Consider the following 25375-nt stretch of genomic DNA (forward strand, 5'->3'; position numbering starts at 1 on the left):
GTTTATTGATAAAACGGCTTCACTTCGTACCCATTTTTCTCCAGATGATAACGAACGCTTTTCTCAATTAAGAAGTGACCTGAACCAACAACAACAAAGTATGTACCTTTTTTCTCTTTAAGTACATTCATGATTTTCTTTGCCATTTGTTCATCACGTAAACCAAATAGCATTTCATTGTATTCTGATGATTCTCCTTCCATCGCTTGGAAGCTTTTCGCGAAGGCTTCAACGTCCCCTTGCTTCCAGCTTGTAAACCACTCTTGAAGCATTTCGGATTGATTTTCTTCAGATGGCGTGAGTATGCTATCCAACACAGCAACTAAAGATTGTTCCTGTGCTCCTGGCGATAATGCGTCAAACATATCAACCTGTGCTTTAGTACCTTCTAATTCAATCACTGGCTTTTGCTTCAGCTGCGCATTCAATAAAAAGTATATATCAATACCATGCATCGCCATTTCTTGTGGCGTCATACCAAAGGAATCATCCATTGCCAGCAATGATAACGTGTTTGAAAGCATCCAAGGCTTTTGCAATGTCAGTTCTTCCATAGGGAGATCATAAAGTGCTGCAACTTTCTCTAGCTTTGCATAAGTTTCTGGCGCAATAGCATCTTTTAATGTTAAGCCATCTGTATACATTGCCTTTTCTGAATAGTATTCAAGCCCTTTTGTATCCAGAATATTTGCCTCTACTAATAGCGCATCCGCTTCATCAAACGCTGTCACTAGTTTTTTATTGAATGGATATAAATCTGGTGTACCTAGATGAATGGAGCCCAGTAAATACACAAGCGTATCCTCATCCTCCACTATCCAGGCTACTCCCTTCGCCCCTTGCTCAGCAAGTTCATATGTATTTTTTATAAATCGAACAGCAAGTAGAACAGCCTGTTGCGTCGTAGCCTTTTTCTCTAACTGCAGTCCATTTTTAGAACCTTGTAGTATGTTATGCTCTTTCATAAATTGAACAGCATCAGTGCCAACAGGTAAATCATAACGTGCCACGATATTATACAAGCGATTCACAATATCACCGCGTGTGTTATCGTTCTTCACACCCACTGGCTTATACTGTTTATTTTCCGCTAAGCCCAGAGAGGCAATTTTCTTTTCTGTTAATGCCAGCAGTTCATTTACCTTCTCCACCGAGATTTCTTGAAGGAAGCCCTTATAATACCAATCAGTTGGATAAATCCCGTATTTTTCACCCTCGTTTAATGTTTCAATAGCCCAATCACTAATCGATGGTACTAGGGGTGGTGACTGCTCCTCTGCATGTACTGCTGGCATAAGCGCAGTCAGCATCAATGAAGTGCCAAGCAACGCAGCACTCGTACGTTTCATTATCTTTTTCATCATATCTTTTCTCTCCCTTTTTCATATTTGCTAAAGCAACATTTGAGATTATACCATATAAAACCCATCTATTTTATACTTAATGTGTAAATGTTTACTATTTTGTTTTAGACCTTAAAGTTATGTAGATATACTTAATATAAAGATGATGCAAATAAATCTCACTATATTAATTTCTATTACTAACCGCAGCTATGTTAGTAGATTCTCATTTTTAATATGAAACGCATAATAAATCTAAATAAGACGATGACAAACTATTCATGTCATCATCTTATCTTTTAAATCTAGCTTTAAAGTTTATTGAATAAAGTTTGAATCTAAAGATGGCATGTATGTAGCTCCTGATGATCGAGTTTCTAACTGGTAAAAATTAGAGATGATAGAGATGATTCCAATAGCTCTTACATCAGTGTATAAAGTCAAAGAGGCTGTCTAGGAAGTCCTTTTAAGAGTAAATACACCAATATAAATAGCCCAAGAATGGTCGTTTTACAGCATTCTTGGGCTATACCTCTTTTCACAGTCAACGAAATTTTGTTGTCTGTTTTTTATTTCTATCAAAAAAATGCATAATTCTATTAAATTCTTCTTCTCTTCGATAAACCTAGTATAAATTCTCTATCTATTGCATATTCTATTAAATAGAAAAGTAAAGGAGGACACTGTAGTGAGTAATTTAGAAAATGATAATCCTAAAACGATTACGTCTCTTTCTACATCTCTCCTAAAAAATATTAAAACGATTAAAAGCTCACTAGGTAATAGTAATGATATTATTATCCGTGAATTTTTTATTGGTAAACCAATAGAGGTACCCATAGCTATTATTTATACGGATGGCCTAGCTGATAATATCTCGATTACAGACTTTATATTAGAATCTATTATTTCTGACTTTGAGGTGACATCTGAAACTACTTTGCAAGAAATTGGGGATCGATTAAAAACATATTGCTTAACTGTGGGGAGTATAAAAAATGTATCCGATTTCCCCTCATTGTTTAACGCTATTTTGGGCGGAGAAACCATTTTACTATTAGATGGACTTGCTCTAGGCATTTCCACAAGTACAAGAAGCTCCAAAGATAGAGCTATAACAGAACCAGCAACAGAAGCTGTTATAAGAGGTCCTAGAGAGTCCTTTACAGAGACATTACGAACCAATACAGCTTTAATACGACGCAAAATAAAAAGTCCTAATCTTTGGATAAAATCAAGAGTTATTGGTGAAGTGACTCAAACAGAAATAGCTGTTATGTATATAAATGGTATAGCTAATGAAAAAATAGTACAGGAAGTACTTAAACGACTAGATCGAATTGATATCGACGGTATTTTAGAAAGTGGATACATCGAACAATTAATTCAAGATTCAAAGTTTACTTTATTTCCTACTGTATATAATTCAGAACGTCCAGATGTTATAGCAGGAGAATTACTAGAAGGAAAGATTGCTATTATAGTAGATGGAACACCATTTGTTTTAATTGTACCTGCATTATTCAATTCTTTTTTACAATCGGCAGAAGATTATTATCAGAACGCATTTGTCAGTTCATTTATCCGTCTTATAAGATTTTTAGGCATTAGCCTTGCATTAGTTGCTCCATCTCTTTATATTTCTCTAACGACTTTTCATCAGGAAATGATTCCAACCCCTTTACTTATCAGTATATATGCACAACGAGAAGGTGTTCCATTTCCCGCTTTTATAGAGGCCTTAATAATGGAAATTGCGTTTGAAGTTTTAAGGGAGGCGGGTTTAAGAATGCCAAGAATGATTGGACCCGCAATTTCTATAGTAGGAACGCTCATTATTGGTCAAGCAGCTGTAGAGGCAGGAATTGTTTCTGCTGCAATGGTCATTATTGTTGCTTTGACAGCCATATGTAGTTTTCTTTTCCCAGCCTATGGTCTATCCAATTCTATTCGTATTTTACGTTTCCCATTAATGGTGTTAGCAGCTATGTTTGGACTATTTGGCGTATTTGTAGGACTTATGCTTTTGATTATCCATTTATGTAGTTTGCGTTCCTTTGGTGTTCCATATATGAGCCCATTTGCACCATTAATACCAAAAGATCAAAAAGATGCTTTAATTATTTTTCCGCGTGGCTTCTTACTTACACGTCCACGATTGATTAGTCAGATTAATAACGTTAGAGGGCGCAAAAATCGGTAATAACTAACTGTTAAATGAGGTTACCTTATGAAGAAGAACATAATCATTATGTCATTGATCATTCTAATTTTGATTCTAAGTGGTTGTTGGAGTAAACGTGAATTAAATGAATTAGCACTTGTTGCAGCACTTGGTATTGATTTAATTGATGACGAATATGCTATTTCTGCACAAGTAATTGATCCTAGTCAAGTTTCTTCAAAACAATCTGCAAGTGGACATGCTCCAGTTGTCACCTATCATGCTAAAGGAAAAACTGTATTTGAAGCTGTTAGAAAAATATTAGCTTTGTCCCCTAGAAAACTATACTTTGCACATTTACAATTAGTAGTTATCGGAGAAGAACTGGCAGAAAATGGTTTACGAGATACCACTGATTTTTTAGCAAGAGATCAAGAGATACGAAATGATTTTACGGTTATAGTATCTCAGAAAGCAACTGCAAAAGATGTTTTAAATGTATTAACACCAATAGAAAAAATTCCTGCTAATAAAATGTTAAACTCCTTAAAAAGTATGCAAGATGCATGGGGTTCCACTTTAGTAGTTGATATTGAAGATTTAGTCACAGATTTAGGGGTAAACAACCAGTATTTTGTTCTATCGGCAATTGAAGTTCTAGGGGATAAAAGCTTAGGGATTGACCAAACAAATGTAGAAAGAATTGAAACGCCAGTAAAACTGAAGTTTACGGGACTTGCTATTTTTAAAGAGGATAAATTATTAGGTTATCTTGATGAATATGAAAGTAAGAGTTTAAATTACTTAAATAATAAAATTAAATCAACGATTGAAATTATTGGTTGTCCTTCGAAAGGAGAATTATCGACCGAGATTACTCAATCTAAAACTAAAACAACAGGAGTAATTAGGGACGGCAAGCCTACAATTAATATTAGTATTAATGTTGTTCAAAATGTTGCCGAGGTAAATTGTGATATGGATCTAACAGAAATGGAAACGATGGATTGGATTAATAAACAAACTGCTGAACACATAAAGAAAAATATTAATCAATTGCTAAAAATTCTTCAAAAAAATTATCAAGCAGATGTACTTGATTTTGGGGAGGCTATTCATCGTGCTGACCCTACGGAATGGAAAAAGATTAAAGACGACTGGCAAACCATTTATCCTGAGGTAGAAGTAAATGTTAGGGTTAATGTCAATACACAGGGTTTAGGGACTATGCAAAACTCAAAATTAAAGGAGTAAAAATTGATTATGTTTATCACTTTAGGCATTTTCATAATTTCTGTTGCCATAATTTTAATTGAACTTCCTAAATTAAAAATAGGCAGTAAAAAGTTAACTTGGGCATTCTTTATTTTATTAGTCATGGGAACAGCCTTAAACATTGCTATAAGTTTAAATGTCTTAATTGCCAGTCCGTTAGACGCAATTATGTATATTTTTCAACCAGTCAGCGACATTCTAAAAGAAACATTGTTAAATAAAAATAACTTATAAGAGGCATTTATTATGGAAAAACAATTGATAAGCTCCCGTCAATTCACAATAATTGTTATTCTTTATACGGTTGGAACAGGAATATTAATTATACCAGCAAGTATAGCTTCAGAAGTACAGCAAGATGCTTGGATTGTAGCAACTATAGGGACTCTTTTAAGCTTACTTTTAATAAAGCTATATATCATTTTATCAAATAAAATGGCGAACCTTTCTCTTGTTGAAGTATCTGAAAAGTTTTTAGGAAGCTTTGTCGGAAAATTTATTTCCCTCTGTTTTGTAGTGTTAACACTTTTATCTTCAGGGGAGTTATTATATTTCATCGGTAATTTCTTACAAACAGAAGTAATGCCTGAAACACCGCCAGTAGTATTTGCCATACTTTTCAACTTTATTATTCTATTTGCTGCATATCAGGGTATAGAAGTTTTTGCACGCACATTAGAAATATTATTTCCAATTTTTTTGTTCATATTTATAATTTTTTTGTTCTTCGTTTCACCACAAATTGATATTAAAAATATACAGCCAGTTTTTGAAGTATCCATTCCGCCACTAATATATAGTGTTTTACATTTCATGGGTTTGTTTTCGTTTCCATTGATTGTATTATTAATGATTTTTCCTTCTAATATTAATAACCTTCAATCTGGCAAAAAAGGCTTTTACATGGGTACAATAGTCGGCGGCTTTATTATAACAGCTTTTATTGCGTTATCGATTTTAGTATTAGGTGTAACCAATACATCTTTAAGAACATTTCCGAGTTATACATTAGCTCAAAAAATTTCTGTCGGAAACTTTTTACAACGTATTGAGATTATAATGGCTTTTATGTGGATGGTCACAATATTTGTAAGGGCCTTTATGTATTTTTATGCTTCTTTAATCGGTATAAGTCAAATACTTAAACTAAAGGATCATAGACCTTTAATTCTACCACTTGGAATGCTTGCTATAGCTCTTTCTCAAATTGTTCATGCAAATATCATTCATTCCGATAAATACAATCAGCAGACTTGGCCACTTTTTATAGCTATGTTCTCTATTTTTTTACCAATAATATTGCTATTCGTAGCTAAGTTCAGAAGATTAAAGGACAAAGACGTTGATAGGGATGTTAAGAATGTTTAAAATCATGATATTAAAAAATCTACAAAACCTCCAAAATGGGGGTTTTCATTTTGCTAAGTATGAGACTTTTATAAAAAGATTTGATCATTTACTAATAGTGGTGTGCTACCATTGCTTCCTATTGTAGCATATTGAAAAACACCGTAATTTTAAAATAACCCCACAGTCATTTTGCTAAAGCCTCATTTAATTTAATAAGGAAATTTTAAGAACCAACTTTCTAGTCCCAATCCATATAAAAACTCACCTTTAGCTTTTCTTGCCCACAATCTGGACAATCTAGGACGTCACTTTGATTAATATCGACTAAAGGCTTTGTTGGCATTCGAGTACTACATCGAGGACAAGTACAAGTGTTCGTGTAAGATTGGGTTCCTGACTTCATATGTAAATATACTTTATTTAATAGGTAACAACACTTATGACAAACATATAGACCATTGTAGCATTCAAAAGACGTTTCCTTGTCATTAATAAACTCTCTAATGTATTGCCGACCTTCTTCTTCCTCATACCATTCTAAAATCGAGCTCAAGTCCATATACCTAAATCCAATTCCTAAAAAAACATTTTGATTGTAAGAGCAATGTTCGCAATTTAAAATACAAGCTTCTCCCATAAATCTCAAATACCTCTCTTGTCCATTTCAGATGGAAAACAATACAGTTAAATTTTAATATATGTATCCATGTTTAAAAGGTGTAATTCCATAAAACGGACCTTTTGACCCTGGATTTCAACATAGTATTTCAATACTACTGGCTTTGATAAACAAGCAAAAAGAAAGAGCTTGTTTTAAAAAGATTAATCAAAACACGCTCGCACTATATTTTATAGAATCATTTTTTCATAAAAGCACTCTTTAATAGAGAAACATGTCGAACAAACCTCAGCCGATTTTCCATAGCTTTTGGGACAGCCCATCTATCCTTTAACTGATAGAAAACCTGTTCAATTTTGCCTCAGTACCAAGCATGACAGTATTAAGCTCATTCCCTCGGCTATCTCGTCCCCTTCTGAAATAGAGGCTACGTAAAAAATTCTTACTGTTCACACGAGCAATCACTTGACTGCGACTTTTCGGCAAATTGCAGCATTGCGCTAAGTCACTAATCCAATCAGCGATTTCTTGATGTGGAAGTAACTCTTTGTCAATCATCGTATCCACGATGTTGACCAACCGCTCATCATCCTCATCACTAAAAATGTGTCTTCCATTATGGAGCTTGCTAGAAATAGCGACAAGAACCTCCCTCAGCATTGCGACGCTATTCTCATCACATTGTACCAGCTCGACAAAAACATCTGCACCGTGAGACGCACTGTGAGCCCAGCCTCCTACAGAAAGGTAGCCCCGCAGATCCTTCTCTTCTTTATAATAACGGAGCATTGTATACATTAATTGCTCAATTTCTTCTTGATTTAAAAATGGATTCTGCCTGTGGCATTGCACAATCAAAGCGATAGGCAATGCAGAAAACGTCCTTGTAAAAACTGACTGATCATCCTCGCTGCCAATATTAAAGAACAAATGGTTCTCATCAGTCAAAACAGTTAAAAGGCTACGCAACTCCTCTTCATTGAATCTGTTCTCTTCCTTAATCCACATATAAAACATCGGATAAATCAGGTTATCTCGTAATTCTGGCTGAGGATCACCGATATATTGAAGTAACAAAGGTAAGAAATCTTGATGCTGCTCACCTTCTCGTAACTGATACTCATCCTTCTCAATTCTTTGCAAATCCAGCATCAATTTGGTTCTCGTATCCTCAGATATTCTTCCTGTTTTAGACATAAAAACACCCCTTTAGAAAATCATATCTAAAGGGGTAAAACGGTGCAACTTTATTTAAAACAGTATATCTCTTTTATAAACATTAATCTTTTCAACTAAGTTTTAGATTTTTATAAAAAAGTTTCTTCAATTAAATGAGCCCTATTCAACCAAGCCTCGTCAAAAATAATTACCCTTCATCAAATCCTAAATTAATCGGCTCTAATGGCAAGTTTTCTTGACCAAGCATATTTGTTGATGTAACAGATAAATCTACTTCTTCAAACTTAAATCCATCAGTCCACACTTTACCTGTTCCTGTTAATAGAACACCGAAGTGAATAGAAGCGCTTTCTTTTGGTACATCTAATACAATCGAATGCAGGTTCCAGTCCGTTGTACCCTGAATCGGTCGATTATCCATATTATCAAACTGAATCACATCACCTGTACTATTATCTACTCGACACCACACTCCACATTTTACAACTTTGTCTGTTTTTAAGAAACAAGATACTTTTATACGTTTTCCTAACCAATTTTCTGCTGAAAAACTTTGCATCATTGTCCCGAATTGACCTTCACCTACATCTGTCTTCGAAGACAGTAAACCTGATTTCATACCCGTATGAAATACTTGTCCATCGGCTTTCATTTCATAAAAAGTTGGGTGTGAACCACTTAAAATCCAGCCTTTGATTGTTGTTAAATCATTCATATTTTTTTCCTCCGTCCCTTGAAGTGTTCGCATGATTTTGCGATATTTGCCTGGTGGCATTTTATATAGCTCTTTAAAAGAACGTGTGAATGCTTCTTGTGATTGATAACGTAACTCAAACGCAATTTGAAGTATCGATTCATCTGAATATAATAAATACATTGCTGCTGTTGCCAGTCTTCGTTTTCGAATATATTCACTTATTGTCAATCCAGTTTCTTGTTTGAAAATACGTGATAAATGAAATTTTGAATAACCAATATGTGATGCATAATCATCTAACTGCCAATCATCTAATAAACACTCTTCTAAAGAACAAATTACATCTTGAGTTACTTCGCTATACATTTTGCTCACCTCACTACCTAATTTTAGAGGATTCTACAAAATTTTTTTTGATATTGATTGCTATTTTACTACTCTTTCTATAATTGCATGAATATTACAGTAAGTGCAATTCGGATTGTTTCACTAGGTAACAACTTTCCTACTTTATTCAAACTTCTAATTATTCATTATATAGCTTCTGTCGTCATTAATTTAATTAGCTGTTTATAGTAAGTATGGTTTTCTTGAAGCTCCTCATGTTTTCCAGAGCCCGTAATCAGACCATCCTCAAACATTAGAATTTGATCCGCGTGTGTAATTGTCGATAAGCGATGAGCAATAATAACCGTTGTACGTTCTTTCATTACACGCTCGAATGCCTTTTGTACTTCTCTCTCTGAGTCGTTATCAAGGTTAGATGTTGCTTCATCCAATAATAATATCGCTGGATTTCGGAGTAATGCACGTGCTATCGCTATCCGCTGCCTTTGCCCACCTGATAATTTAATTCCTCCCTCCCCTACTTCTGTATCTAATCCTTTTTCAAATTGTTGGACAAAATGCCATGCATAAGCGTTTTTTAATGCACTTATAATATCTGCTTCTAAAACGTCATTTTTTCCATAAGCTACATTATCTCGAATTGTTCCATTCATGAGTGGTGCTTCTTGCGATACATAGCCAAATAGACTGCGCCACTGCTTTAAATCGATACTTTCAATAGGCTGGTTTCCAAATCGAATAGTACCATCTGTTACATCATAAAATTGTTCTATTAATGAAAACATTGTGGTCTTTCCTCCCCCACTGGCACTAACCAATGCGGTTGTTTTTCCTGCTGGAATCGTAAAGGAAATACCTTTTAAAATAGGGTTATCATTGTATTGAAACGCAACATCTTCAAAAACAATCGACTCATTGGGAGAAGAAATAACATTCATCCCATGCCCTTCGATTGGTTCGTTCAGAATTTCTTGTAATCGTTCCGTTGCCCCCATTGCTTTTTGAAGTGCAGTGAAAAATGTTGCCATTTGCGTAAATGGCATAATAATTTGCACAAGGTAAATCATAATCGCTACAAGTTCACCTGCTGAAATCGCACCTGTTGCTACTTTTGCGCCACCATACCCAAATAATAATATGAGCACAACCATGATAATGAACGTCATAATCGGTGATAAAACCGCTAATATTTTTGCTTCCTTCAACCCAAATCGATACAATTGATGAATTTTTTCTTCCCCATTTTGCTGCTCAAAATCTTCTGTTTGCGAAGCTTTCACGAGTCGAATATTCGTTAATACACGTCCCAAATGTCCAGTAAAACTAGCAAGTTCGTCTTGATTTTCTTTCGCGATTTTATGAATACGTTGTCCAAGAGGCAATGTCAATAAAATTGCTACTGGAACCGCAATTAGCATCAGTAGTGTCATTTTCCAATCAATGATAATTAATATTATTACTGCACCAACAATAGCAAATAAACCAGAAATAAAACTAATTAAATGATCTGTAATAAGCTCCTTAATAACATTGGAATCTTGCGTAATTCTGCTCATTGTTTCACCAGATTCATGTGCATCAAAGTAAGGAATTCTTAACCGTAAAACATGTGCCCATACCGTATTACGCAAATTAGCCACAATTCTTTCCCCAAGTTTACGCATCATATAAAACGTTACTCCACTCAGTACAGCTTGGGAAATTAGAAATGCACCTACTAATAATATTGCCTGCAATGAAAAGCCAATCGTTGAAAAATCATTGATCATTCTCATCGTAACTAAGGGAACAGCCAAACCGATAAGTGTTTCAACAATACTTAGTAAAAGAGTACCTATCATGAGTTTCTTCGACAATCGATTACTATTAACAAGCTGCCAAATTCCTCTTACAGAATTATTCATCATCCACCCCTCCATACACCCCAAGTCTTTCAGCCTGCGAAATAAACCACTCTTCCTCTTCCTTTGTAAAGGGTGTAGGAAATAACCATTCATTTAGTTGAATATCCTCATATTCCTTTAATACTTCTACTAACTCCTCTACTATATCTTGTGGAATTAGTGAGATTAACTGCTCGATTAACGATTTCAAATATTCGTCTTGAATCGGTTGAATGTATGCCCGCTTCAACTGATTTGCTAAATCTATGTATTTTTGATTTAATTCAATAATATTCATTCCGAAAAAGTCATATAGGCGCTCTACCAACTCATCAGGTAATATACTTCGCCAATAGTCCTTTTGTTCATCCTCTTTTAATAAGTTAAAAATCACCGTTAAAAAATTTGATGTATCGATTACTTCACTTTGTTTTCCTATTTCAATCGCCTGATCCAAGCTCGCAATAACACGATCAATTTGGTTTCGCTTCTTCTCTAGTTGTAGTTTTTGAAACATTAATGATTCTATTAGCTGCTGTTCCCCATTCCGTAAAAGATCTTCAATCTCCTCCAATGAGTAATCTAAATATTTAATTGTTACGATTTTTTGAATTGCTTCAATACTATCGTCATTGTAATAACGATGTCCCGAATCTGAAATAAAACATGGTTCTAGCAAACCCTTTTCACTATAAAATCGTAAAGCTCGTACCGTTAGCCCTGTCTTCTTCGCAAATTGACCTATTGAATACATATTTTCATCTCCCTTTCCTTCAGTATAAAATCTACCGTTACGTTAGATGCAACTGCTTTAATTCACTTAACAAAAAAAGAACACAACCTATCGTGTTCTTTAATAAATGAAAGTCTTATATGATTAATACGATGATTTTTATTTCTGTGAAATTCACTTACTTGGATTCGGCTCTCCATAACTAATGTAAGTACGCTAAAGTTTAACTGAAATTAAGTTTATATTCTTCTTTATATTTATCTTTAAATACAAGTGCTCTTAAAAAATTCAGTTCAACTTGAGGATTCACTTCTAAATTAACATCTAATTTACTTATAGAAGTACTAAATAATTCTTCATATATTTTAGATTTATTATATACAATCCCTTCTATATTTAAATATACAGACTTCGCCAAATTTTCCTTACTTGCCTGCAAATTCGCGTTATTAAAAGCCCCTATGTTTTCCAAATCCCATACATCAAATTCACTATCTCCTGCATTAAATTTGTACCTACTAAATTTAATTTTTCATAGTTATATCCCCTATATTCTGATTATAAAAGTAAATCAGCGCTCTACTTTTAAAATCGTTCGATAACTCTTTTCATGAAACCTTCAGCTGCTTTACTCAAATATTTGTCGTTACGATAGAAGATATCAAGTTCTCTAGTTGGTGCATTTTCAATTGGTATTGATCGAATACCTAGCGATTGGAAGTTTTCGATAAGTTGGCTAGGTTGAATAGTGGCACCAATATCTTTTTGAACGAGTTGAAATAATGATGTAGCCGAGCCTGTTTCCATAACACTATTAATCGTTATTCCTTGTCTATCACACCATTTATCGATTAAGTCACGACCACATTTTCCTTGAGGATACATGACAAGTGGTATATCTATTAACTCTTCAGGTTTAATGCTCTTCCTCTGAGATAAGTCATGATTTTCATTCACAAATAGACTGTACCTCTCCGTATAGAATGGAATACGCTCTAAATGAGGTTCTGCTTCTACCTTTAAACCAATGCCAATATCAACTTCATTGCCTAGCACTTTTGATAAACTTTCTATTGTCGGAAACACTTGCACTTTCGTGTTCGGAAATTCCTTGCGAAAATCAATTAAAATTTCGGTTAAGCGATAATCAAGATCCGAAGGCAGTATTGCAATACGCAAATGCCCCATGTTTAAATCTATCAGATCGGAGATAGCCTTCTTAGCATTTTCTAGACCCTGAATAACCTGTAGAGCATAGTGCTCAAGTAACTCACCAGCTTCCGTTTTCACTGTTTTTTTGCCAATTCGATCAAATAAAGGTGCCCCAATTTCCCCTTCTAGAACACGTATCTGCTGACTTAACGTCGGTTGAGAAATCCCCAATTTAAACGCAGCTTCAGAAAAATGTAACTCTTTACATAGCATAAGGAAGTAATTTAATTGTCTAATCTCCATTTCAACTTCTCCTTTTCTATAGTCAAAACCTATTGTTTATATAGAAAAAATAGTATTGAACTATTATACATCGAATTTTACAATGAACGTATTAAGAAGGAAAGGAACTTTGGTTGGATATTGTTGTGAGAAATTATCAGAAAAGGAGTTTACAAATATGAAGAACAGATATATTGAATTGATGGAAAAGAGGCGTTCAATTTACGCCCTAGGAAAAAATGTAGAACAGACTAAAGAAATACTTCAAGACACTATTATGGAGGCAATAAAGCATAGTCCAACTGCTTTTAACTCACAAACTTCACGAGCAGTGATTTTATTTAACGATCACCATGATAAATTATGGGACCTAGTTGAAGAAAAGTTACGCTCAATTGTTCCAGCAGAGAACTTTGCCCGAACAGAAGAAAAAATAGAATCTTTCCGTGCAGGCTTCGCGTCCATTTTATTTTTTGAAGACCAGGACGTCATTCAACAGTATCAAAATCAATTCTCTCTATACGCAGATCAGTTCCCTATTTGGTCTGAACAAGCAACTGGAATTGCGCAGCATTCTGTATGGATGGCATTAGCTCAAGAAAAAATAGGTGCATCCCTACAACACTACAATCCACTTATCGATCAAAATGTGAAAGATGAATGGGGAATTCCGGATCATTGGAAATTAACTGCACAAATGCCATTTGGAAGTATCGAAGCAGTGCCAAGTGAAAAAGAATTTTTGGCAAATGAAGAGCGCTTTAAAGTGTTTCGCTAATATATCTAATAAAGTAAAACTTTAATCCGTGGTAGTTTTCCTTATCTCCCACCTAACTTCTTTGCCTACAGCTAATTTTTGAGGTGGGGGTATTACTGCCCGATTATGCGGGATAAAAGGATTGGAGTCTTCGAAAAATGTCTAAAAAATCAAAAGCTTATTTCTCTGCAACCATGTATGCACTCATCATTGGCTTTTCATTTATGTTCGTAAAACTGAGCCTTGTTTCCTCTTCACCGCTTGATACACTGGCACACCGCTTTTCTATAGCTTTTATCATCGCTACTGCTATTATTGTCTTGAAAAGGATTCGCTTAAATGTGACAAAGAAGGACGTATGGCGGATTCTTCCGTTAGCTTTGGTTTATCCTACTTTGTTTTTCACATTTCAAACGTTCGGCCTAGTCTACGCCTCTTCTTCAGAGGCTGGTATTATTCTAGCTACTGTACCAATTTTCACACTGATTTTAGCAGCAATATATTTGAAAGAACATACAGTACCATTACAAAAGGTGTCAGTGTTATTATCGGTCTCAGGTGTCATTTTCATTTTTGTTATGAATGGAGCAGATACAGGTTCACAAAGTATAAAAGGAATTGTCCTTATGTTACTGTCAGCCCTTACTGGTGCTTACAATACCGTTTTAGCACGTAAACTTGTGCAACATTACTCATTTTTCACGATAACTTACGTGATGACGTTCTTTGGCTTCATCTTTTTTAACATTGTAGCTATTGGTAATCATATGATAACGAAAACGATGCATCAATTCATCGAACCATTTTCAAGCGGAACGTTTATCATCGCTATTGTTTATCTTGGAGCGCTTTCATCTTTAGGAACTTCCTTTTTCTCCAATTATGCACTTTCGCAAATTGAAGCGTCAAAAATGAGTGTCTTTAATAATTTAGCTACATTAATTACGATTATTGCTGGCGTCCTTTTCTTAAACGAAACGATTCAATCCTATCATATTTTCGGTACCATCATTATTCTCCTAGGTGTTTTAGGATCAAACTATAACACTAAGCAAAAAAGTGAAAGAGCCTATGCTATTCCTAGACAAGCAAATGAGGAATAACTAAAAGTCCGAAGATACCGTACATTTATCTATGTAAGAAAAGCGTAAGCACCCTTAAGTGCACTATGTTTTTTGCCAATTACGGCGTGTTTTGGACGAAACATTATATACACTATTACCGCTTTCTTTAGAGGATCAGTATGTGAATATGTCACATGCTGATCCTCTATTTTCGGTATTGTAATACGAGTTCCTATATAAGATATTATTTTCATAGTATTATGAATATATATGATGCGAGATGTGAAACTCCACTCGAAAAGCTAATTTCAGATATAGGAGTATGGAAGGGAGGAACAATCGATGGATCGCATTCAATATTTGTCCCAGTTTAACCTACTGCGTTCACTCTCTACTGAAGATTTGATCAAAATGGACGAATTGACTTCGATCACAACTTTTCCAAAGCATACGTTCATTCAAACACCTGAAACGTTCACTGAAGAGTTGTACTTTGTGAAGGAGGGAAAAGTGCGCCTCTATCAACTAAATAATGAGGGGAAGCAGTTCACTTTGGATATCTTGAGCGAGGGGAACATCTTTGGAGAGATAGGTGATATTTCATTGGGTACACGGGGACTGTTTATTGAAACGATCGAAGAAAGTGACATTTGTGTAATGGACAAAGAGCGTTTCGAGAGCTACCTCATTCGATGCCCACGATTCATGATGAATATGATTAAAGCCATAAGTGAACGGTTATCATACATGAGCAGCCTCGTTCAAAATCTAGCCATTGGAAAATTGCATGATAAAATCATTCATGTTCTGGTGGAACTTTCAGAGCGGTTCGGAGTTTGGGACGAAGGTAACGATTACTGCCGAATCGACATGCTCATTTCCCATCAGGAGATTGCTCACTTGGTAGGAGCTTCAAGAGAAGCCGTATCCGTGGCTCTAAAAGAACTTTCGGAGACTGGTATAATCCGTACTGGATTCCGTACAGTTGCCGTTTGCCGTACCATTCTTGCGTCAGCGCAAAATTTGCTCAAAAGATAGCAACTTGTAAACTAAATTACATCTTTTCACTTCGTCCACCTCGTATCATTGAGAAGAGTTAAAATGATATGACGAAATGGAGAGATCTTGATGAAAAATGCACCTCTTTCACCCTTACACCTTGAATTGGATAACGCCACTACACAGATGGAACAGATGCTCACTCCAGAAACGGTGACAATGTTTGAACAATCGATCCTTCAATTGAAAGCATCAGGTCTCACTACTGGCCTGAAGGTTGGAACAAAAGCTCCCGATTTTTCGCTGAAAGATCAGAACGGTACAAACGTTACCTTGTTTGATTATACAGCACACGGCCCTGTTATCCTGTTGTTTTATCGCGGAGTTTGGTGTCCGTTTTGCAATATTACTCTACGCGCTTATCAGCAAGCATCAGGACTATTTGAAGCGTCAGGAGCTCGGATACTTGCGATAAGTCCGCAATCCCCCGACTACTCAACTACTATGCAAACGAATAACAGTATCACCTTTCCAGTTTTAAGCGATACTGGTAACGAAGTTGCATCCCAATACAACATCGTATTTGAGCTTTCCGAATCGATACGCAACGTTTATCAGTCCCTTGGTATTTCGCTTGACGATTATAATGGCGATTCCTCTTGGAAGCTTCCATTTCCAACAACTTATGTCATTGATCGCGCGAACATCATTCGTCTAGCCTATGTCGAAGCTGACTATAAACGGAGGCTGGAGCCTTCGCAAGTATTGGACGTGCTGGCCTCATTATAAGGTTTTGTCATCATGATGGAGACTTCTCCTGCAATTTAATGTACAATATTCCGACTCCGAATTCTATTGTAAATCGGAAGAGAGCTTGTAAGACAGTACACGAATAGAGTTATCAACCTGACATGGATGTTTTCCATAACAGCATGTGAGTCTCATATTTCATAACTGTTTCCTCCTTACTACATGACAATAACGATCAAGGTTGATCTTCTCCTTGATCGTTATTTATCCCACATCAACATACAGTAATTTATCTGTATTAATAGCGAGGCAAGTACAAGATGCCCACCTCAAGACTTGAGAAAACGATAAGGATAGGTGGGCGATCAACTGGCCGTATTAGCCTGATAAGTGAAAATTAACAATCAGTGGAGAATTGGAAAACCCCACTGATTGTAGTTTCACTTTATTGTTTTTGTACCAATTCAATAATTTGATCTGCCATGTGTTCTGCTTGATTGATAACAGAGATTGGATCTGCTGCGAAGAAGTACTTCCCATCGAATGTAATCACTTTGTTATTTTTCACGACATCCAAACTATCCCATGTGAAAGTCGTTTCATATTCTTGACCATAATCTAAAATACCCACATAATCACCTACATAGTCACCTATAATTTCCCATGAAATACGTTGCTTCTGCCAATCTCCGTTGCTATCTTCAATTAGCTTTTGAATAGATGCTGGTGGTGTAAGTTTTAATAAATCATACATCGCTTCACCGCCTGAGTTACCACTTGGAATCACCGCAATTTCTTTCTCTGCTAACGTAAAGAGTGAGAATGTTATGCCTTCTGGGATTACGGCTTTAATTTTTTCTTCAGCTACCTTTGCACGGGTTGTGTAATCTGCTATAAACTTCTTCGCATCCTCTTGGTGATTTAACATTTCACCAATTGCTGTAATTTCTGCCTCCACACTGTCGTAGCTAGCCGTACTGAACACAATAGTCGGTGCAATTTTTTCATATTGCTCAACATTTTTTTCAGCAAACGTAATAATCAAATCTGGTTTTAGACTAGTAGCTGTTTCTAAAGATACAGCATCCTCATTTCCAAGATCTACAATGTCCTGCCCTTGATAGTAATCTTTTAAAAATTCACCATAACCAATGACCTTTGTTGTTGAAGCAACTGGTACAACACCTACAGCTAATACGTGACCTAAATCCCAATCCACAATTACACGTTGTGGGTCTATTGGTACTTCTACTTCACGCCCTATCGAATCTGTTACAATACGTGTTGTTTCAGTCATTGTAGATTCCTTGTCATTATTTGTACCTTTTTGTTCTTGAGATGTATCATCATTTTTGCTGCCACAAGCCGCCATTATTAGCAGTAGACTCATTACCAACATTACTAATCCGGAATTTTTTATGTACTTATTCATTATCCTTCTCCTTTAAAGCTTATTGTATTTCATTATATTGAAAATGATAATCATTTTCAATAGTTTGTTTTAGAATATTATGGAACTATACATCGTTTTAACAACTGCCATCAAAAACGAAACGAAACAGGCTTTGCATTAATGGTAGCAAATCTCCAAAAATATACGGTCATTGTCAAGGAAATAGAATACCCAAGAAAAAGAGAAATCGAATGACATCGATTTCTCTTTTTCTTAGATATGAGCTAGTTATGTAACAGCCTCTTAATTTATCTCAATTAAAATGTGCAACCTTTTAACTTATTTCTTTGGCAATTACGCCAAGGACGAAATTTATTTCCTTATGTTATTCATTTTGAACTTGTGGTTTTTATTCCGTTTGCTGTGACATTCCGTAGTATACTTTTATCACAACAAACTAAAGGAGTAAATAAATGCTTGATTCTAATCCTAATTGGCTGGCACATTGCACAGAAATAAAAGATTTAGCCAAATCATTATTTCAAAAAGCAACGATACATCTTGATAGTGCTGCTCTCTTATTGATTACGGATGGCCAAACCACTCTATCCATTAATGGGCACAATGAGCATATTGTATTTGGGCATTTAATTGCCCTTGAAAGTGGTGCAGTTATCCAACTTACAAATAAAAACCGACTTGATTTTTCAGGCTATATAATTAGATTTGTGCTGTATGATACAGAAATGAAATCGACCTGTAATTTTTCTATCGAAACAATGGATGGTTACTACATTCAACGAGTGCCTGAAACGGTCATCGCAGATATTCGCATATCGCTTGCTAAAAACATAGACCATCTACATATCACCATTCAACAATTTATTTTATACAGCTTGTTGAAGGAATTACAACAAGAGAGGCCAACAGAAGAATACACACTTGAACAAAAAATTGAACATACTGTTATTTATATGCAAAAAAAATATTATCAAATGATGACAAGAGATGAACTAGCAGCTATCGCTGGATATAGCCCATGGTATTATTCGAGAAAGTTTATTGAGTTATATGATAAAACACCGATAGCTTATTTAATTAGTTATCGTATTTTTCGCGCACAAGAAATACTATTAACAACAAATGATTTATCACAAAATATCGCAAAAAAAGTTGGCTTTGATGATGTGCAACACTTTAGTCGACAGTTTAAACGCATCGTTGGTCGCCCACCTAAGCAATTCAAAAAGACTGTTGGTGAATATCGTGTTTGCTTTCTCTCACCTGCACACGCAGAAATTGCGATTGCATTAGGTGTTGTACCTAATTGTGTTACTGTGACTAGCTCCCTAACTCCAAAGTATCAAAAGATTCTTTTTCATGAAGTTGGTGCAACCATTTTAGAAATGCCTCAATATGTGATTCAACAAGACATAATTGTACAACAACAACCCGATTTAATTATCAGTGTCGACCTAACGGAAGAGACAAAACAACATTTCCAAACGATCGCCCCCGTTATAACTGGACTACCTTATGATTTAAATTCACTCATTCGTTATTTTGGTGAATTGTTTTATAAAGAGAATGAGGCTACACAAATCATTCACGAGCTTACGGCACAGGTAGATGTTCTAAAAAATAAAATACAACATCAGATTGTAAAGGATGCTACTGTACTTTACTTACGTGTAGAGGAATTGGGTTATCGCTATCTTGGTGAATCTTCTAGTGACTCGGCTATTCTTTTATATCAGGAGCTTGGCTTACAAATGCCTGAAATATTGCGCGCAAATGAAAATAGTTTCAACATATGTTCCTTACAACAATTAGTGGCAGCCAATCCTACTTATTTGTTTATTGAAAAACGCATAATGGATTATTATACCGCCGACATTAGCTTAGCTACTTTACAAAAAAGTGAGCAGTGGGCAAATTTAGATGCTGTGAAAAATAAGCGTGTTTTTTATGTAGATACGGGTTTATGGATTAACAATTGCAGTGTGTTTGGCAAAAGGAAAATTATGCAACAGATTGAACAATCGATTATAGATAGCGATTGCCCTATAACACAATAATCCAATTTTTAAGGCACTTTACGCTATAGTAGGCACTCTCATTACCTGTTATTATTTGATAGTGATAATCATTATCAAATAGTGAGGAGCTATAATCAATGAAAAAAACGATGCAATATATACTTTTTATGTTAGTTGCTTTAACATTAGTTGCTTGCTCAAGCACTAACAAAGAAAGCGGAAATGAGGCAAAGGATCAAGAAGAAAAAAGCGAGTCTACAACGCATGTTGTAAAAGATGCCTACGGGGATGTCACGATCCCTAATGAACCTAAAAATATGTTAGTCCTTAGTTCTAACTATGCTGAAAATTTAATTGAAATCGGTGTAACGCCTCAAATGGTGACAGTCGTTGAAGAAATTGAACCTGAATATCGCTTCAAATTATTCAATGACAATAATGTTAAAATAATTCCGACTGTGCAATATGAGGATAATTTAGAAGTTATCCTGGAAGCAGCACCAGATGTCATTATTGCTCAAGGTGCAGCGATTGATGCTAAAAAATACGAGGCTTTAAGTAAAATTGCCCCTACTGTTGCTGTTGAGGCAGGCGTTGCAATTGATGAATATGTTCCTGTGCTTGGTGAACTGTTCAATAAAGAGAAAGAAGCTGAACTTGCTCTCAAGAAGTTTAGAGAGAAAATCGAAGAAACCAAAGAAAAACTACAGAATGCTATAGGTGACGAAAAAATTCTCGTATTACGTGTAGAACAAAATCAATATCGTGTGCTAGGCACTGAAAAGGGTAGCCCTGGAAGTGATATGCTATACACGCAACTTGGATTAAATATTCCAACTATGTTGAAAGATAATAATGATTGGTTCACGCCCATTTCCTTAGAAGTTTTACCTGAAATTGACGCAGATCATATTTTTGTCGAACAACGTCAAATGCAAAATTATAGTAGTGAACAATCCATGAAAGATTTAGAGAATAGCTCGATGTGGCAAGGTATGGATGCTGTGAAAGCAGGCAATGTTTACCCATTAAAAACAGCAGATTACGTTGTAGGTGAAGGTTTAGTTGGCTCTCCACTATTCCTTGATTATTTAGTTGAAAGGTTGGTGCCTTAAATGGAACAAGAGATTTATGATGTAATTATTATCGGTGGTGGCCCAGCTGGCATGTATGCAGCCTTTTACAGTGGCATGCGTGAAATGAAAACAAAAATTATCGAAGTAAAACATGAATTAGGTGGGTTTATGCGCACCTACCCAGAGAAACTAGTTTGGGATGTCGGTGGCATTGAACCTGTTCGCTGTGAAGATATTATTCACTCCTTAATCAAGCAAGCTATGACATTTAATCCTACAATCATATTTGGTCAAGAGGTTGTTGGCATGGAAAAACGCGATGATGGCATTTTCGTCTTAACAGCTAAAACAGGCGAGAAACATTATACAAAAACGATTATTTTAGCTACAGGACGCGGTATTACACGCATTCAGAAATTAACGATTGAAGGCGCTGACCGTTATGAACTAAACAACCTTCACTATACGGTAACGAACATCAATAAGTTTAAAGATAAACGTGTACTCATTTCTGGTGGAGGCGACTCAGCTGTAGATTGGGCTATTGAAATGGCTCCTATCGCCAAAGAAGTATATGTCGTTCATAGACGAAATGACTTTAGTGCCTTTGAATCGTCTGTAACACGCATGAAGTCTATCGCAACAACCTATGTGCCTTATACGGTTTCTCGTTTACATGGTAATGGCAATAAAGTCGAACATGTCACATTACAGCATGTTGATACAAATGATACGACAAAAATTGAAGTAGACGAGGTGCTTGTTAATCACGGGTTTGACCGACACTTTGGTGGAGCTATTATGGATTGGGGCTTAGCCTCTGAAGAATGGGGCATTTCCGTTACACCAAAAATGTGCACAAGCATGCCAGGCATCTTTGGCGCAGGCGATATTGTAACGAATGAAGGGAAAATAAGACTGATTGCAGGCGCATTTAACGATGCTGTCCTCGCTGTAAATAGCGCCAAATTATACATTGACCCTACAGAATCAAAAATGGCGGGCGTTTCTTCTCACAATGACCGCTTCGCTGAAAAAAATGAAGCGTTACAACAAAAGAATAAAGCTGTAACTATTACCTAAAGGATATCGAATATAGAAACGAAACCATTAATACAGCAACGATTGTACTGAATTAATGGTTTCCTCTAACTGTCACAATATCTTATATTTTATGACAAACATAATTATAAATTGTGACAGTATTACTTATAACTCACAACAGTCTTAGACAGCTTTTCATGCTTATGCTTGTAATGCCTCAATTGTTTGCGCCACTTGCACTTCTGTTAAATTGTGACGCACGATGTATCGGTTGCGCGCATGCTTTGTACATTCGATTGTACAGCCACCTAAATGCTTTGCTTCATTTTCTTCAGATGCGATGATTTGCTTGTTACATTCAGGGTTTGCACAGTTAATGTAACGTTCACAAGGTTCGCCGTCATAGTGATCACGACCGATAATCACATGCTCTACTTGATTGATTGGCACCGTTAAACGCTCATCAAATACGTACATTTGACCGTCCCATAATTGGCCTTTCGCAACAGGGTCTTTTCCATATGTTGCAACACCGCCGTGTAATTGACCAACATTGCCAAAGCCTTCACGTTTCATCCAGCCCGAAAACTTCTCACAACGAATCCCGCCCGTGCAGTATGTTAAAACATTTTTCCCTTCGAATAGCTCACGGTTTGCACGAACCCATTCCGGTGTATCGCGGAAGTTTTGTACATCTGGTCGAATCGCGCCACGAAAATGGCCGACATCGTATTCATACGTGTTTCGCACATCTAATACTACTGTATTTTCATCTTGCATTTCAGCAAAGAATTGTTCTGGTGACAAGTAGCGACCAGTTAATTCATGTGGGTTTACGTCTTCTTCTAAGCCTAAGTTTACTAACTCAGGACGTGGGCGTACGTGCATTTTTTTGAATGCATGCCCATTTGCCGCGTCAATTTTGAAGACAATGCCTTCAAATAATGGGTCTGCTTGCATGTTTGCCATGTATTGCTCTGTTTGCTCCATCGTACCTGAAACTGTACCGTTAATGCCCTCATTGGCTACTAAAATACGACCTTTTAAACCGATTTCTTTACACATTGCTAAGTGCGTTGCTGAAAACGCAGCTGGATCTTCAATCTTCGTGTAATGGTAATATAATAAAATTTGATAATTCATTGTTTCCACCTATCATTTCATATATTTGCAGGATATACCTGATAGTGTCTTTTACGACCTATTAAACATAAATGATAATTATTTAATATGCTATCGGTAATTAGGCTGAAATAGGTATACAATATTGTTTTTAAAGAACTTGTGAAGTGGTCAGTGGATTTGAACTAACAAGAAATAGCTGATCCAGTTAATGAGATCAATAAAGTAAAGGACTGGTAAGTAAATAAATTAACCATCTCGTTTCAAATCCAACATTCAGAAGTTTTTAATCTTATTTGTTATGTTTTTCTACTACAGTACCAAATAGATATACCCCGACTATCGAACTTCCAAGCAACCCCTCTACGATTTTTAATGCTTCCACCCCTTGTTTTTTGGTATTTTTCCGTTACTCAAATCGCTCATCTCACTAACCTATTTGTTTGTATTCTCAAGTTTAGCGGATATAGATGTTTTTTGTGCACACTTCTCAACAAGAACACACGTTTGTATTATTCCTTTAGATTTTGTATAATAAAATAAAAATAAATCATAGAGGAGAAGTTTGGATGTATCGACAAGTGGATGATTTTTTAAAGGAATGGGCAGTGGCTGTGAAAGGGACATTGCAAGTATTACAAGCCGTAACAGATGACAAATTAGGATAAAGTATATTAGGTTTTCCCTTCACGCCTTCGCTTTCTTTTCCCCTCCATCCCCCTCTGTAATATAATAAGAAAACTAAACTAGAGGTAGGTGCGCACATGATTCAATTAACAAACCGCCAGGCACGGCAATTTATGTTGTTGAAACACGGACTTTTGGACGAATATAAATTTAGCGGGAAGCAGGGCGTATTGGACTTTGCTCGGCAGGTTGGCTGTATTCAATACGACCCCATCGATGTTTGCGGAAAAAACGCCGAATTGGTGTTACAGTCGCGAATCAAAGGATTTACTAAGGGAATGCTCGCCGATTTGCTGTATGAAGATAGAAGCCTTGTCGATTATCCCGACAAGAACCTGGCCATTATCCCTGTCGAGGACTGGCCGTATTTTGAGCGGTACAGGCAGGCTGCCCGACAACATGCCGAACGCTATCCCGAAATGGAAGCGTTGACAGCGCAAGTACGGACTCATATCCAAAATCACGGTGCACTAAGTTCGGATGATTTAAAATTGGATGGAAATTTCTCTTGGCAATCGGCCATCCACTGGAGCAGTGGAAACAATTCATCTCGATCAGTGCTGGAACAGATGTATTCGACGGGTGAGTTGATTATCCATCACAAAAAAGGAACGCGTAAATATTACGATATAGCCAAGAAGTACATACAGCCTAATCTGCTGAGTGCATCAGAGCCGCTGGAAGATGAGCTTGAGCATCATAAGTGGCGGGTACTACGTCGAATCGGCTCGGTTGGTCTCTTATGGAATCGTGCGTCAGATGCATGGTTGAATATATGGGGGCTGAAAGTAGCACAGCGCAAAGAGGTTTTTCACCAGCTATTACACGAAGCTCGCATTGTTGCTGTTGCCGTGGAGCAAACAAAGGATTTACTGTACTGCCTCACGGAGGATTTACCACTTATTGAAGCCGTTCTGCAAAATAAGGAGCCGAAATTGCGTTGCGAGCTTATTGCCCCACTAGATAATTTCATATGGGACAGAAAACTTATCAACGAATTGTTTGACTTTGATTACACCTGGGAGTTTTACACGCCTGCAATCAAACGAAAATTCGGCTATTATGTGTTACCTCTATTATATGGAGAGAGCTTCATTGGACGAGCCGAGATTATCGCGGACAGAAAAACCGGAACACTTGTTGTTAAAAACATCTGGTACGAGAACGGTGTGAATCAAACAACACAATTGCGAACAGCTTTGAACAGTTGTTTCCAAAAGTTTGCGAAATTCAACGGGTGTGAGACAATTTCGGCAGAGTCTATGAACTGATATTTCCTGTATTTGTATAGAGATAATAAAGTTGTTTACTTTTGAAGTAAAATAACAAGAGCCTTACTACAGTTCGTGTGTAGTAAAGCTCTTTCAAGTTGTTAAAAAATTATTAGATACAATTTTTACTACTCCAAAAATGAATAAT

21 protein-coding genes and 1 pseudogene are annotated in these 25375 nt (G+C 36.2%); 12 read left to right on the forward strand and 10 right to left on the reverse strand.

The window, feature by feature from the left end; all coding sequences use genetic code 11:
- Nucleotides 1-2: 2 nt before the first annotated feature.
- Nucleotides 3-1364, reverse strand: coding sequence for a TraB/GumN family protein (locus tag AC1RNS_RS14595; RefSeq protein ID WP_492993648.1), 1362 nt, complete (start codon nucleotides 1362-1364; stop codon nucleotides 3-5).
- A 667-nt stretch (nucleotides 1365-2031) separates the two neighbouring features.
- On the opposite strand from AC1RNS_RS14595, the gene AC1RNS_RS14600 reads away from it, so the two are divergent.
- From AC1RNS_RS14600 to AC1RNS_RS14615, 4 genes are read left to right on the forward strand one after another with little or no spacing between them, the layout of a single operon-like run.
- Nucleotides 2032-3546 (forward strand): spore germination protein, encoded by a 1515-nt coding sequence (locus AC1RNS_RS14600; protein ID WP_492993650.1) that lies wholly within the window; start codon nucleotides 2032-2034, stop codon nucleotides 3544-3546.
- Nucleotides 3547-3573: 27 nt separating this feature from the next.
- Nucleotides 3574-4761 carry a Ger(x)C family spore germination protein gene (locus AC1RNS_RS14605; RefSeq protein WP_492993652.1) on the forward strand — a complete coding sequence of 396 codons (1188 nt, stop codon included), beginning with the start codon at nucleotides 3574-3576 and terminating at the stop codon, nucleotides 4759-4761.
- Nucleotides 4762-4770: 9 nt separating this feature from the next.
- Entirely contained in the window at nucleotides 4771-5016 is a 246-nt protein-coding gene (locus AC1RNS_RS14610) for a hypothetical protein (protein WP_492993653.1), read from the forward strand.
- A 12-nt stretch (nucleotides 5017-5028) separates the two neighbouring features.
- Nucleotides 5029-6150: a GerAB/ArcD/ProY family transporter gene (locus AC1RNS_RS14615; RefSeq protein WP_492993654.1), complete on the forward strand. Its 1122-nt coding sequence runs from the start codon at nucleotides 5029-5031 to the stop codon at nucleotides 6148-6150.
- A gap of 931 nt (nucleotides 6151-7081) precedes the next feature.
- On the opposite strand, the gene AC1RNS_RS14620 is transcribed toward AC1RNS_RS14615, so the two are convergent.
- The 6 genes from AC1RNS_RS14620 to AC1RNS_RS14645 form a co-directional block, all read right to left on the reverse strand.
- A complete protein-coding gene (locus tag AC1RNS_RS14620; RefSeq protein ID WP_492993693.1) occupies nucleotides 7082-7903 on the reverse strand; it encodes a DUF2785 domain-containing protein in 822 nt (273 codons plus the stop codon).
- A 214-nt stretch (nucleotides 7904-8117) separates the two neighbouring features.
- Complete coding sequence (locus AC1RNS_RS14625; RefSeq protein WP_492993656.1) at nucleotides 8118-8993, reverse strand: helix-turn-helix transcriptional regulator; 876 nt, start codon at nucleotides 8991-8993, stop codon at nucleotides 8118-8120.
- A gap of 167 nt (nucleotides 8994-9160) precedes the next feature.
- Entirely contained in the window at nucleotides 9161-10879 is a 1719-nt protein-coding gene (locus AC1RNS_RS14630; protein ID WP_492993657.1) for an ABC transporter ATP-binding protein, read from the reverse strand.
- Nucleotides 10872-11612, reverse strand: coding sequence for a MerR family transcriptional regulator (locus tag AC1RNS_RS14635; protein WP_492993659.1), 741 nt, complete (start codon nucleotides 11610-11612; stop codon nucleotides 10872-10874). Before AC1RNS_RS14635 ends, AC1RNS_RS14630 begins: the two co-directional genes overlap by 8 nt.
- Nucleotides 11613-11814: 202 nt before the next feature.
- On the reverse strand, nucleotides 11815-12063 hold the full coding sequence (locus tag AC1RNS_RS14640) for a hypothetical protein (protein WP_492993661.1): 249 nt from the start codon (nucleotides 12061-12063) through the stop codon (nucleotides 11815-11817).
- A gap of 113 nt (nucleotides 12064-12176) precedes the next feature.
- On the reverse strand, nucleotides 12177-13046 hold the full coding sequence (locus AC1RNS_RS14645; RefSeq protein WP_492993663.1) for a LysR substrate-binding domain-containing protein: 870 nt from the start codon (nucleotides 13044-13046) through the stop codon (nucleotides 12177-12179).
- Nucleotides 13047-13203: 157 nt separating this feature from the next.
- Here AC1RNS_RS14645 and AC1RNS_RS14650 point away from each other — a divergent pair, with 157 nt between their 5' ends.
- The 4 genes from AC1RNS_RS14650 to AC1RNS_RS14665 all read left to right on the forward strand — a co-directional run bounded on the left by AC1RNS_RS14650 (nucleotide 13204) and on the right by AC1RNS_RS14665 (nucleotide 16634).
- Nucleotides 13204-13803 carry a nitroreductase family protein gene (locus AC1RNS_RS14650; RefSeq protein ID WP_492993664.1) on the forward strand — a complete coding sequence of 200 codons (600 nt, stop codon included), beginning with the start codon at nucleotides 13204-13206 and terminating at the stop codon, nucleotides 13801-13803.
- Nucleotides 13804-13940: 137 nt separating this feature from the next.
- Nucleotides 13941-14885 carry a DMT family transporter gene (locus AC1RNS_RS14655; protein ID WP_492993666.1) on the forward strand — a complete coding sequence of 315 codons (945 nt, stop codon included), beginning with the start codon at nucleotides 13941-13943 and terminating at the stop codon, nucleotides 14883-14885.
- Between the two features lie 303 nt (nucleotides 14886-15188).
- A complete protein-coding gene (locus AC1RNS_RS14660) occupies nucleotides 15189-15884 on the forward strand; it encodes a Crp/Fnr family transcriptional regulator (RefSeq protein WP_492993668.1) in 696 nt (231 codons plus the stop codon).
- A gap of 90 nt (nucleotides 15885-15974) precedes the next feature.
- Entirely contained in the window at nucleotides 15975-16634 is a 660-nt protein-coding gene (locus tag AC1RNS_RS14665; RefSeq protein ID WP_492993669.1) for a peroxiredoxin-like family protein, read from the forward strand.
- 406 nt (nucleotides 16635-17040) lie between these two features.
- On the opposite strand, the gene AC1RNS_RS14670 is transcribed toward AC1RNS_RS14665, so the two are convergent.
- Nucleotides 17041-18027 (reverse strand): ABC transporter substrate-binding protein, encoded by a 987-nt coding sequence (locus AC1RNS_RS14670; protein WP_492993670.1) that lies wholly within the window; start codon nucleotides 18025-18027, stop codon nucleotides 17041-17043.
- Between the two features lie 434 nt (nucleotides 18028-18461).
- Here AC1RNS_RS14670 and AC1RNS_RS14675 point away from each other — a divergent pair, with 434 nt between their 5' ends.
- The 3 genes from AC1RNS_RS14675 (at nucleotide 18462) to AC1RNS_RS14685 (ending at nucleotide 22186) form a co-directional block, all read left to right on the forward strand.
- On the forward strand, nucleotides 18462-20066 hold the full coding sequence (locus AC1RNS_RS14675) for an AraC family transcriptional regulator (protein WP_492993672.1): 1605 nt from the start codon (nucleotides 18462-18464) through the stop codon (nucleotides 20064-20066).
- Between the two features lie 98 nt (nucleotides 20067-20164).
- Nucleotides 20165-21142, forward strand: coding sequence for an ABC transporter substrate-binding protein (locus AC1RNS_RS14680; RefSeq protein ID WP_492993673.1), 978 nt, complete (start codon nucleotides 20165-20167; stop codon nucleotides 21140-21142).
- Complete coding sequence (locus AC1RNS_RS14685; RefSeq protein ID WP_492993675.1) at nucleotides 21143-22186, forward strand: NAD(P)/FAD-dependent oxidoreductase; 1044 nt, start codon at nucleotides 21143-21145, stop codon at nucleotides 22184-22186.
- A 162-nt stretch (nucleotides 22187-22348) separates the two neighbouring features.
- Here AC1RNS_RS14685 and trhO read toward each other — a convergent pair whose 3' ends face one another.
- Together trhO and AC1RNS_RS14695 are read right to left on the reverse strand one after the other, a co-directional pair.
- Nucleotides 22349-23290 (reverse strand): oxygen-dependent tRNA uridine(34) hydroxylase TrhO, encoded by a 942-nt coding sequence (gene trhO / locus AC1RNS_RS14690; RefSeq protein WP_492993676.1) that lies wholly within the window; start codon nucleotides 23288-23290, stop codon nucleotides 22349-22351.
- A gap of 289 nt (nucleotides 23291-23579) precedes the next feature.
- Nucleotides 23580-23695: pseudogene (locus AC1RNS_RS14695) on the reverse strand (aminoglycoside nucleotidyltransferase ANT(9)); the annotation flags it as partial.
- Between the two features lie 338 nt (nucleotides 23696-24033).
- Between AC1RNS_RS14695 and AC1RNS_RS14700 the strand changes: the two are divergent.
- Nucleotides 24034-25227, forward strand: a complete 1194-nt coding sequence (locus AC1RNS_RS14700) for a winged helix-turn-helix domain-containing protein (RefSeq protein ID WP_492993677.1) — start codon at nucleotides 24034-24036, stop codon at nucleotides 25225-25227.
- The last annotated feature ends 148 nt before the right edge of the window (nucleotides 25228-25375 follow it).

This window comes from Lysinibacillus sp. GW821-FHT14F06, assembly GCF_058803665.1.